This is a genomic window from Asticcacaulis excentricus, from assembly GCF_003966695.1.
Classification (GTDB): Bacteria; Pseudomonadota; Alphaproteobacteria; order Caulobacterales; family Caulobacteraceae; genus Asticcacaulis; species Asticcacaulis excentricus_A.
Window position 1 is genome coordinate 366508 of the sequence record NZ_AP018827.1, and the last position, 11527, is coordinate 378034.

An 11527-nucleotide genomic window follows, 5' to 3' on the forward strand; every position below is an offset into this window, starting at 1 on the left:
CCTTTAATGCGTTGCGGGTGTGAAGGTCATACAATCCCGGCACGATCGTCGCAATCGCCAAATATCCATAAAAAAAATGTGGTTATTTGTCGCGCGGCGTCTGGTCCCTGAGGCAGGCTGACGCGCGGCGGAATGCGCAGGTCACAGACGCGCGGCGGGCGGCTAAACCCACCTTCGAAGCGAAACGCACGAAGAGGAGTATTCGCCATGAAAATCGCTTATCTGATCGGTGCCAGCCTGCTGGTTATGGGCCTTGCCAACGGCGCTTCGGCGCAGGAGTTCAAGCCCAAGGCCAAGGGGCAGTTCATCGTCGCCACCCGCATCACCAGCGTCGCCCCGGACGAAAAGGGCGACATCAAGACAGCCGCCGGCGTCGATAGCGGTCTGGATGTCAAGGTTAAGGACGACACCATCCCCAGCCTCGGCTTCACCTATTTCTTCACTGACCATATCGCCGTTGAGGCTATTCTGGGCACGTCCAAGCACGAAGTGCGCGCCGTGGGCGGCACGACCGATGTGAAGGTGCATACGACGCACGTCCTGCCGCCGGTCATTGCGGCTCAGTATCACTTCAACCCCAAGGGCCGCGTCAGCCCCTATGTGGGTGCGGGCGTCAACGCCATGATCTTCTACAACAGCAAGGACTATAACGGCTTCAAGGTGAAGCTGGATGATGGTCTGGGCTATGCGCTTCAGGGTGGTGTCGATATCGCCCTGAAAGGCAACTGGTCGCTGAACGCCGACGTGAAAAAGGTATGGTTCAACACCGATGCCAAGATCAATGACGGCGCGCTGAAGTCCAAGGTCGATCTCGACCCGGTCGTCGCCTCGGTCGGTCTGGCCTACCGTTTTTAGAATCTGGGACGCGGGGCTCGGTCTCCTCGGAGCGCACCCCGTGCTCAGGTAGCGGCGGACAGCCTTGCGGGTTGTGCTGTCCGCCGTTATTTTTCGTATGCGTAATTTAAGAGGCGACGTCGTTCCCTGTGAATGGCGTCGTTTTTTTATGGGCCGCGTCGGAGGCGCCGGCTGCAATCGATACCGCGCGCAAACTATCTGGTAGCGCTATCATTACCCCCTTTCCAAGCCCCGGTATATCGGTTATGCAAGTCGTCAATAAAGAGCGGCCGGCGGGGCGGAATCCTTGTGCGACGCAATAAATATAGCCGTGGTGTGGAACGTGTGCGGTCACACAAAACGGTCAATCAGAAATGTGAAACGGGATGCGTCCCGTGACGACCACAGGGAGACAAGTCATGACCTTGCAACTGAACCGACGCCATTTTGCTGCCGGTGTGAGCGCTACCGCTCTGGCGGTTTCGGCCGCTTCGCACGCCGCGACGGACAAGCCGCTGTATAAGGACGCCTCGGCCCCGGTCGAAGCCCGCACCACGGACCTGCTCAAGCGCATGACGCTGGAGGAAAAGGTCGCCCAGATGATGTGCATCTGGCTGCAGAAGGGTAAGATCCAGACCGAAAAGGGCGACTTCGACCCCAAAAAGGCCAGCGAAGCCTTCCCCAACGGCCTGGGCATGATTGCGCGCCCAAGCGACCGCCGCGGTGTTGAGGTGAAACAAACCAATGCCGGTGCCGATGTCGGCGTCATCAACCGCAATCCGCTGGAAACCGCCACCTATGTCAATGCCGCTCAGAAGTGGGCCGTGGAAAAGACCCGTCTCGGCATCCCGATGTTCATGCACGAGGAAAGCCTGCACGGCTATGTGGCGCGTGACTCCACCTCCTTCCCGCAGGCCATTGGTCTGGCGTCGAGCTTCGATCCGCAACTGGTTGAGAAGGTGTTCTCCGTCTGCGCTAAGGAAATGCGCGCGCGCGGAGCCAATCTGGCGCTGGCACCGGTGGTCGATGTCTGCCGCGAACCGCGCTGGGGGCGTGTTGAAGAAACCTATGGCGAAGACACGCACCTGATGGGTGTGATGGGTAAGGCGGCGGTGCTGGGCTTCTCCGGTACGGACCGCAAGCTGGCCAAGGACAAGGTGTTTGCCACGCTCAAGCACATGACCGGCCACGGTCAGCCGGAAAACGGCACCAATGTCGGCCCGGCGCCGATTTCCGAGCGCACCCTGCGCGAAGTCTTCTTCCCGCCGTTTGAAAAGATCGTCAAGGAAACCCCCATCGCGGCGGTCATGCCGTCTTATAACGAAATCGATGGCGTGCCGTCGCACGCCAACAAGTGGCTGCTCGACACCGTATTGCGCGGTGAGTGGGGCTTCAAGGGCGTGCTGGTGTCCGACTATTTCGCCATCAAGGAAATGATCAGCCGTCACCATCTGGTGCCGGACATGACCGAGGCCGCCTATCGCGCCGTCAAGGCCGGGGTGGATATCGAGACGCCGGACGGCGAAGCCTATCCGAACCTGATCAAGCTGGTGCAATCCGGTCGCGTCTCGGAAGCCGAGATCGACGCCATCGTCCACCGTATTCTGGAGCTGAAATTCCTCGGTGGCCTGTTCGAAAACCCCTATGTCGATGCCAAGCAGGCCGACAAGCTGACGGCGACGCCCGATGCCATCGCTCTGGCCCGCGAAGCCGCTGTGCGTTCGGCGGTGCTACTGAAGAACAACGGCGTACTGCCGCTTGACGGCAAAAAGGTCGGCAAGCTGTTGCTGCTCGGCACGCACGCCAAGGACACGCCCATCGGCGGCTATTCGGAAGTCCCGCGTCACGTCGTCTCCATCCACGAAGGGCTGGAGAAAGAAGCCAGGGCGCAGGGCTTCACGCTGGAATATCGTGAGGCCATCCGTCTGACCGAAAAGCGCGACTGGGCGGCGGATGAGGTGAAGTTCGTCGATAAGGCGGTCAATGCGAAGCTAATCGCCGAGGCGGTTGAGGCAGCCAAATCTGCCGACACCATCGTCATGGTGCTGGGCGACAATGAGCAGACCTCGCGCGAAGCCTGGGCCGATAACCACCTCGGTGACCGCGAATCGCTGGACCTGATCGGACAGCAGAACGATCTGGCGGCCGCCATTTTTGCGCTGAAAAAACCGACCGTGGTCTTCCTGCTCAATGGCCGTCCGCTGTCGATCAACCTGCTTCAGGATAAGGCCGACGCCATTATCGAAGGCTGGTATCTGGGGCAGGAGACGGGCCACGCGGCCGCCGACCTGCTGTTCGGGCGCGCCAATCCGGGCGGCAAGCTGCCCATCACCTTCGCGCGTAGCGTCGGTCAGTTGCCGGTCTTCTATAACCACAAGCCGACGGCACGTCGCGGCTATCTGGATGGTGACGTCACGCCTCTCTATCCGTTCGGTTTCGGCCTCAGCTACACCACCTTCGACATCTCGGCCCCGCGCCTGTCGAAGGCTACCATTGCCGCCAGCGAAAGCCTGACCGTTTCGGTCGATGTGACCAATACGGGCAAGCTGAAGGGCGACGAAGTGGTGCAACTCTATATCCGCGACGACTATTCGTCGGTCACGCGCCCGATCAAGGAGCTTAAGGGCTTCAAGCGCGTGACCCTGGAACCGGGCGCGAAGACGACGGTAACGCTGGAGATCACCCCGGCCGATCTCGCCTTCTTCGACACCGATATGAAGCGCGTGGTCGAAGCCGGTACCTTCACCATCATGGTCGGGCCCAACAGCCGTGACCTGAAAACGACTACCCTGACCGTGGCGTGACGGTCGGGTCTGGCGGATGCCGCCCGGTTGCGGTATCCGCCATTTTCCTGTTTTGACCTGCGGCTTGATAGGGCCGGGGCCTTCTGCTAGAGCGGCTTTCGGATGAAGGTCGCTCTGACTGCTTTTAAGCAGACGAGCGGCGAATAATGGAGTTTCCTCTTGACCACCCTGACCGTCGCTGAAGCGCTCGAAAACGTCTACACCTCGCTGATCGACGACAATGCGCAACTGGACACGCATATTGCGGCGCTGAAGGCCGCTCTGGCGGCTGAGGGTCAAAAAGAGGCGGTCGTGGAGCCGTCGCGACTGGCGCAGAACAACCGCGCGGGTCGCAAGCTGATGCAGTCCTATTTCAAGAAGCGCGGTGTCACCGTGACCTTTAAGGAACAGGCCTAAGTTTTTGAGAAGCATTCGCGGGCCCCGCATTGCGAGTGACTTGCAATTGAATGTGAGTGATGCTATCTGAGACGCATTCTCAGATTTGGCTCGGTATGCCGGACTCACAGGTTCCCTCGTGTACGTTTGCAATTGTAACGCTATCCGCGAAAGAGACGCGCAAAAGGCCATTTTATCGGGGGCAACCACGGTAAAAGCCGTCTTCAACCATTGCCAGACCCGCCCGCAATGCGCCAAATGCGTCTGCGACATCCGGCAGATGATCGAAGACGTCAGCGCCACCGTGCGACTGGCGGCTGAATAGACGGCGCTTTCGGTCCTGCCGCCACCGTCAACCTCAGGAGTGCGGCCATGCAGGGCAACCCGGCGATTATCAAGCTTCTCAACACCGTCCTCACCAATGAGCTGACGGCCATCAACCAGTACTTTCTCCATTCGCGTATGCTGGAAAACTGGGGCCTGACGCATCTGGGCCGCATCGTCTACCAGGAATCCATCGAGGAGATGAAGCACGCTGATCTGCTGATCAAGCGCATCTTCTTTCTGGAGGGGCTGCCCAATCTTCAGGACCTGCACAAGCTGAAGATCGGTGAAACCATCACCGAGTGTCTGACCGCGGATCTGTCGGTGGAAACGCGCGGTCACGGCGTGCTGGTTGCCGGGATCAAGCAGTGCGAAGACGTACAGGACTACGTCAGCCGTGATCTGCTGCGTCAGATTTTGGCGGATACCGAACACCATATCGACTGGCTGGAAACGCAGATTGGTCTGATCCGTCTGATGGGTGAACCCAACTACCTGCAAAGCGCCATGAAGGAAATCGAAGGCGAAGCCTGATCAGCCCTTTGTCTCTTGTTGGGCTTTTGTCCTGCAAGAGGCTTCACAGGGCGGGGAAACCGCTTTAGGTTTTCTCAGACTGAAACGAGTTCATCCGGGTAGCCTATTGGCGCGTGACCATTCCAAAATGAGTTTCGACCGGCGCGGTATGATGCGTCTGGGGTTGGGTGCGTCGGCTCTGGCCGTCACGGGGCTTACCGCCTGTGGCCGCAAGAGCGAGTCCGCAGCGACCAATGGCGCGGCGCAGGAGGGCACTCTGCCGTGGGCCGTGGGGGGCAAGTGGCGCAACGACATCGACCGTCAACGGGACAAGTTCCGCCACCCCATTGAAACGCTGGAATTTTTCGAGATCAAACCGCGCGATACGGTCATCGATATGTGGCCCGGTGCTGGCTATATGACCGACATTCTGGCACCGTGGCTGGCGCGCGGCAAAGGACGCTATGTCGCCGCCCTGATCGAGAACGAGGCGACGGCCCCCGAAGCGGCCACCCTGACCGCCGAATATCGCCGCCGCTTTACCGCCGATCCCAAGCTCTATGGCGAACTGGGCTTTTCGGCCTTCGGGCCGCAGACCGGGGCGCTGGCCGATGCGGAAAGCGTCGATTCGGTTCTGTTCCTGCTGGTGCTGCACGACTGGATGGCGGCAGGCCTGGCCGAAAAGGCCTTCGCCGATGCCTTTGCGGCGCTCAAACCCGGCGGTCTGCTGGGCATTGAGCAGCATCGCGCCGATGTCGGCAATGCGCAGGACCCGGCAGCGACCAATGGCTATGTGCAGGAACCCTTCGTCAAGCAACTGGCGGCTGAGGCCGGTTTTGAGTTCCTTGAGGCGTCGGAAATCAACGCCAACCCCAAGGATAATAAGGCGCATCCGTTCGGTGTGTGGACCCTGCCGCCCTATCGTTTGACGGCCCCCAGAGGAGAGCCGCCAAATCCGGATTTTGATGGTACACTGTATGAATCCATCGGCGAAAGCGACCGGATGACGTTGAAATTCCGCAAGCCTGCCTGATAACCCTGTTTGAGACTGCACCCGTGACACGCATCGCTTCCCTGTCCACCGCGGCCCCGCTGATGGCGATACCGGAATACCGGCCGCCCGAAGGGGGCGTGGGTGAATGGTTTCGCGGAGCGGGGGGGCTGCGTCTGCGACTGGGCTTCTGGCATCCGAAGGGACCGGCGCGCGGCACCGTCTTCGTCAGCCCCGGTCGGGCCGAACCGATCGAGAAATATTACGAGGTCGTCGCCGATCTGCTGGAACGCCGTTTCTGCGTTGTCGTACACGACTGGCGCGGGCAGGGCCTGTCGGCGCGTTTGCTGCCGGATCGTCTGAAGGGGCACGCGCGTTCCGAAGACGAGTTTCTTGATGATTATCAACGCCTGCTCGACGGCTTTGAGGACCGGGCGCCCAAGCCGTGGGTGATGCTGGGCCATTCGATGGGGGCAGCGCTCAATCTGGCGACCCTGACGCGCGGTGAGGAGCGTTTCAGCGCCGCCGTCTTCATCAATCCGATGCTGCGCATCAAGACGGGCAAGCATTCCCTGTGGTCGGTGATGTTCCAGACCGACTGGAAGGTCAAACACGGTCAGGCCAGCGAGTACGTGCCGGAACTGTTTGACGATCCGTTTGAGCACACCTTCGAAGACGACGCCCTGACCCACGATGCGGCGCGCTATAATCTGTGGCGCGAGCAACTGTTTGCCTGCCCGCATCTGGCGGTGGGGACGCCGACCTGGGGCTGGCTTTTGTTTGCGCTGCGCATCGGGGACACCCTGCTCAAGGACAAGGGCAAGGTGCTGAAAAAGGTGCGCACGCCGGTGTCGGTGGTGATCTCCAGCGACGATAGCCTGATGATGAAGCAGCCGACCAAGGCCTTCGTCAAGAAACTGGCCAAGGGGCGCTGCGTCGAAATCGCCGGTGCCGATCATGAAATCCTGATGGAGATGGACGAATATCGCCGTGTCTTCTGGGCCGAGTTCGACGAGCAGATCAGCTTCAACCTGCCGGCGGAGGCCCTGCCGAGCGCGCCGGTCGAGTCATCCCTGGCGCAGGTGACGGTAGCCGAGATCGAGGTCAGCGAACCCGTCGTGCCCGCCGCTACCGAGGTGTTCGATTCGCACGTCCCTGCTGAGGCGGTGGAGACGGTGGTTGTCGCGGAGCCAGCGGAGACGGAAGTGCGTCCGGCAACGGGGCAGCCGATCTTCTTTTCTTATGAATTGAACGACATCCCCGTCTATGCGCCGCAACCGCCGCCGGAACGTCTGTCGGTGCCGGAAGGCCTGCGCGCGAAACGGGATGAGGTCGAGGTCGCGGACTGGGAAGAGACCCCAGCAGAAACCGCCGAAGGAACGTCAGCCGACGTTAGCGCCAAACCGTAATCAGTGCGCCTCGGCGGCCTTTGCGGCGGGGGACAGGAGGCCGACGGCGGCTTCAAGCACGGCGCGTGAACCGGCGGCCATGACCTGACCACCATAAGGACCAACGGGCGCACCCGCCCAGTCGGTCACCACGCCCCCGGCGTTTTCGATCACCGGAATGATGGCGTCGATGTCCCAGGCCTTGAGCCCGGTTTCCAGCGCACCGTCCATCGTGCCCTGCGCCACCATGGCAAAGGCATAGGCGTCGCAGCCATAGCGCATCAGCTTGGCCGCCTTACGCAGAGCGGTAAAGGCGGGGTCTTCGGCGTTCGAATACAGGTGTGGGTCGGTGGTGGCCAGCACGGCCTGACTCAGTGACGCGCAGTCGCGCACCCGCAGCGGCGTCGATCCCGAGGGGGTGATCAGGCGCGAACCGAGGGGCGAACCGAGGAAGATTTCCTTAAGGAAAGGCTGGGCGATGACGCCCATAATCGGGCGACCCTTGTGGCGCAGACCGATCAGGGTGGTCCACAGCGGCAGACCGGAGATAAAGGCGCGCGTGCCGTCGATGGGGTCCAGCACCCACACATAGTCGGCTTCGGCGCGCACCGTGCCGTATTCTTCGCCAATAATGCCGTGATCGGGATATTCGGCCTCGATCAGGGCGCGGATGGCGCGTTCGGCCCCCTTGTCGGCTTCGGTGACCGGGTCAAAGCCGCTTGAATGGCCGGGCTTGCTCACCTCACCCAGTTCGACGGAACGGAACAGCGGCAGGGCTACGCCCGCCGCTGCCTCCGCCAGACGAAGGATAAAGGCTTCCAGAGTTTCGAGTTCGGCTGAGGACGCCATAGACCACCTTGCGCAGATTCAATCGGTCGCATGTGTAGGCGTCCGCCGGGCGGAACTCAAGACGGAAGACGGATCAGGCCGCGGTTTCGGTTTCGGTGTTCAGCGACTTGGCCAGATCGAGCAGACGGCGGCGCGGACGCTCCGACAGGCGGTAATAGGCCTGAATGAGGTCCAGCGTTTCCTTGCGCGAAAACACCTCGATGCCTTCGTTCTGCACGGCGGCCACTTCGGTCGTGTTGTCTTCGAGGCCGTCGTAGAAATAGGTGACCGGGGTTTCCAGCGCCTTGGCGAGCTGGAACAGGCGGGCGGCGGAGATGCGGTTGGCCCCGCACTCATACTTCTGGATTTGCTGGAAGCGGATGCCGACGGCCAGGGCCAGTTGCTGCTGGGTCAGGCCCAGCAGGCGGCGGCGGCGGCGCAGTCGCTTGCCCAGGTGCAGGTCGATATCGTTAGCCATGTGAGTTATCCCTCGTTCTATCTGTAAGCGTGCCGTTCCGGGACGGTTCGCCTGTGAGGGTTCAAATGGCGTGCCAGCGTTATGGGCGCGTTACGAGGCTTTTGAGTCGCCTTTCGGCACAGGTAACACCACCGTCTTCAAGGCCTTTGCGGGATCGAGATAGCGTTTGGCGAGGTCCTGAAGGTCGGCGGGGGTGAGGTTGTTCAGCAGCGCCTGGCGTTTCAGCACATAGTCGCGCTGACCGGCATTGGTGTCGATGCCGGACAGGGCCGCCAGCCAGTAGCCGTTATTGCGATCCTCTTCGGCCATGCGGCGCAGCAGCGACTGACGCCCGCGCAGCAGTTCATCGTCGGTCACCGGCGCGCTTTTCAACCCGTCGATCAGGCTGAGGAAGCCGGTATAGAAGCTGCTTTCAGCCCCCGGATAGAGTTGCACCGTGGCCGACAGATAGCCGAAGCCTTTAAATCCTGTGGAGGGTACATGCCGCGCCAGTGGCACATAGGTGGTGCCGGTTTCGGCGCGCCCGGCCTCATAATGGCGCAGGCTCAGGACCTCAGCCAGCAGGTCGAGACCCAGACCGGTCTTCGGGTCGCTGTAGCGGTCAGTGGTGGGGAAGGCGATCATCATCAGTGCCTGTTCAGGGCTGCCCTGATGATAGAGGGTCTTGTAGAGGCTTGCGGTCGGGAAGCGGGCCGTCTCGCCGCCATCGGGGGCTGGGGTGTAGCGGGCGGGCAGGGGCGGCAGGACACCAAAGGTGGCATCCAGTGCCGGGCGCGCCTGTTCCGGCGTGATGTCGCCGACGATGACGATTTCCAGCGGCGTGTCGCGCAGCGAATTGCGGATCAGCGCGGCGATACGGTCATTGCTGAGGCTCAGCATGTCGGCCTGAGACAGCGGCGTCAGGCGGGCATCGCCATCATAGACCAAACGCGGCAGGTGCATGGCCATGACCCCGGACGGGTTCGTCGAGGCGAAGGTATAGTAGGCGGGCATGGAATGGCGCAGACGCTCCAGATAGGCCGGATCGAAGGCGGCATCGGAATAGAAGGCGCGCAGCAACTGCATTTCGCGCGCAAAATCGTGCGGCGTGCTTTGCCCCATCAGAACGGCCGCGTCTTCGGTCAGGCGATAGGCGAGGTCGAAATTCATGCCCGCCAGTGATTCTTCGATCTCGCTGGCCGACATGTTTTTCAGGCCACCCTGAAAAATATCGTAGAAGTTCAGAGCGAAGGCCGCATCCGGTGTTTTGGGTGACAAACGTTTCAACCCGCCCAGAGCGCGCACGCTGACCATCACCGACCCGGCTTGTAGCTTCGACGGCTTGATCGTCACCTTCACGCCGTTCGCATAGGTCAGGCGCGTCGTGCCCAGCGCCGCGTCCTGTTCGGTGCGGACCGGCGCGACCGGTGCGCCGAAATCGGCATAGGCCCAGACCTTGGCCGTTTCGGACGCCGGCGCGGCGACGGGCGCCTTTTCTAGCGCCGCATAGGTCTTTTCGAGGGCTGAGGCATCCAGCCCGGCCACCGGGGCGGGGCCGCTGACCGATATCAGCGGACCATCGCGCTGCATCAGGGCCTTCATGTAGCTGTTGACCGCTTCTCGCGACAGTTCGGGCTTGAGGTCCAGATAGAATTGCAGGTCCTGCGCCGGGGAATTGATCACGTAGCGGTCGTCTATGGACCCTGCGATCATGTCGGCGATCCACTCGTTCGAGCGCGTGGCGGCGCTATCGGCGCGCTGACGCAGCCCGGCTTCATAATCGGCGGCGGCACGCGCAAATTCAGCGTCGCTGAAGCCGTATTCGCCGACCTGCCGCGCCAAAGTCAGGGCCTCGTTAAGGGCCTTTTGCGTTTCACCGGGCTTGGGCATGACCATCAGGCTGAGGCTTTCGCCGGTGCGCTGAAAGGACTGACGGTTGAGACCTGCGCGGGCAAAGGCACTGTCCGGGCGGGCGGCGACGCGCTCCAGCCGGTTATCGAGCGCCGCCAGCGCCAGATGCTCACGCATCATATCACGCACCGCCTCGCGGTTCTGAAAGCGCGTTTCGGCGGGTTTGAGCCAGGCGATGTCAATGATCTCCGGCAGGCCGGGCTCAAAATAGGTCGTGCCGCGCGGCCCTTTGGGTGTGTAGGCGCCGGCATCGCGCACCGCGGGGACCGGAGTCCTGGCTTTCCACGCACCGAACGTCTTTTCGATACGCTTTTCCAGCGCGGCGGCGTCGATGTCGCCCACAATGATCAGGGTGGCGCGCTCAGGGCGGTAATAGGTGTCGTAGAAGCGGCGGACCTGTTCACGAGGCGTATAGAGTACGATGTCGCGCAGACCTTTTTGTGGTCGTTCCGGCAGGAGCTGACCGGCAAAGGCGGTGCGCAGCCACTCGTCATAGCGACGCTGCACCGGCTGATCGGTATTATTAAGTTGCGTGACCACCAGCGCGCGGTCGCGCTGATCGGCCGTTTCGGGGAAGGTCAAACCGAAGGCCATGTCCGACATCACATTGAAACCGGTATCCAGCGTCGCCCCATCATTGCGCGGCAGGGCGATCTGATAGCTGGTTTCGCCTTCCTCGGTCAGGGTCTGCTGACCCGCCCCCATCTGGATACCCTGACGCTCAAGCTGCCGGAACAGGTCGCCGTCGGGATAGTGGGTCGAGCCGGAAAAGGCCATGAAGGTGATGAGGTAGGAAATGCCACTTTCTTCGTCGGCTTCGTCCAGCGGCCCGGCCCCGATGCGCAGACGCATCACCACCTTGCCCGGCTGAGCGGCGTTGGGATAGAGGACATAGGTCATGCCGTTGGACAGGCGGCCAAAGCGCGCCTGCGGATCGACGGGCAGGTCGGAATAGAGATGGGCGAACTGTGCACCCGGCGCTCCGGCTTTCAGAGGCTCGGCCATCGCCGCGCCGCTCAGTCCAACCGCCAGCATTACGCTTAATGCCAAAGCCTTCAGTGTCATCCGTCGCTCCTCTATACGCGGATGACCTTATCAGGCT

The 11527-nt window shown here is 61.7% G+C and carries 10 protein-coding genes; 7 read left to right on the forward strand and 3 right to left on the reverse strand.

Going from position 1 to position 11527, the window contains the following annotated elements:
• Positions 1-207 precede the first annotated feature (207 nt).
• The 7 genes from EM6_RS01815 to EM6_RS01845 all read left to right on the forward strand — a co-directional run bounded on the left by EM6_RS01815 (position 208) and on the right by EM6_RS01845 (position 7250).
• Entirely contained in the window at positions 208-855 is a 648-nt protein-coding gene (locus EM6_RS01815; protein WP_126419823.1) for an OmpW/AlkL family protein, read from the forward strand.
• Positions 856-1253: 398 nt separating this feature from the next.
• Complete coding sequence (locus EM6_RS01820) at positions 1254-3638, forward strand: glycoside hydrolase family 3 N-terminal domain-containing protein (protein WP_126419826.1); 2385 nt, start codon at positions 1254-1256, stop codon at positions 3636-3638.
• 159 nt (positions 3639-3797) lie between these two features.
• Positions 3798-4034: a hypothetical protein gene (locus EM6_RS01825; RefSeq protein ID WP_126419828.1), complete on the forward strand. Its 237-nt coding sequence runs from the start codon at positions 3798-3800 to the stop codon at positions 4032-4034.
• Between the two features lie 118 nt (positions 4035-4152).
• Complete coding sequence (locus EM6_RS01830; RefSeq protein ID WP_013479094.1) at positions 4153-4338, forward strand: (2Fe-2S)-binding protein; 186 nt, start codon at positions 4153-4155, stop codon at positions 4336-4338.
• 47 nt (positions 4339-4385) lie between these two features.
• Positions 4386-4871, forward strand: a complete 486-nt coding sequence (gene bfr, locus EM6_RS01835; protein WP_126419830.1) for a bacterioferritin — start codon at positions 4386-4388, stop codon at positions 4869-4871.
• 127 nt (positions 4872-4998) lie between these two features.
• Positions 4999-5883: a class I SAM-dependent methyltransferase gene (locus EM6_RS01840; RefSeq protein WP_232037068.1), complete on the forward strand. Its 885-nt coding sequence runs from the start codon at positions 4999-5001 to the stop codon at positions 5881-5883.
• 23 nt (positions 5884-5906) lie between these two features.
• On the forward strand, positions 5907-7250 hold the full coding sequence (locus EM6_RS01845) for an alpha/beta hydrolase (RefSeq protein WP_126419832.1): 1344 nt from the start codon (positions 5907-5909) through the stop codon (positions 7248-7250).
• Here the strand turns inward: EM6_RS01845 and hisN are convergent, their stop codons facing one another.
• The 3 genes from hisN to EM6_RS01860 all read right to left on the reverse strand — a co-directional run bounded on the left by hisN (position 7251) and on the right by EM6_RS01860 (position 11490).
• Positions 7251-8078, reverse strand: a complete 828-nt coding sequence (hisN, locus tag EM6_RS01850; protein WP_126419834.1) for a histidinol-phosphatase — start codon at positions 8076-8078, stop codon at positions 7251-7253. It lies immediately after the preceding gene.
• Between the two features lie 73 nt (positions 8079-8151).
• A complete protein-coding gene (locus EM6_RS01855) occupies positions 8152-8544 on the reverse strand; it encodes a helix-turn-helix domain-containing protein (RefSeq protein ID WP_085930442.1) in 393 nt (130 codons plus the stop codon).
• 81 nt (positions 8545-8625) lie between these two features.
• The gene (locus EM6_RS01860) at positions 8626-11490 is read right to left on the reverse strand and encodes a M16 family metallopeptidase (protein WP_126419836.1); all 2865 of its coding nucleotides are present in this window, start codon (positions 11488-11490) and stop codon (positions 8626-8628) included.
• Between the last annotated feature and the right edge of the window lie 37 nt (positions 11491-11527).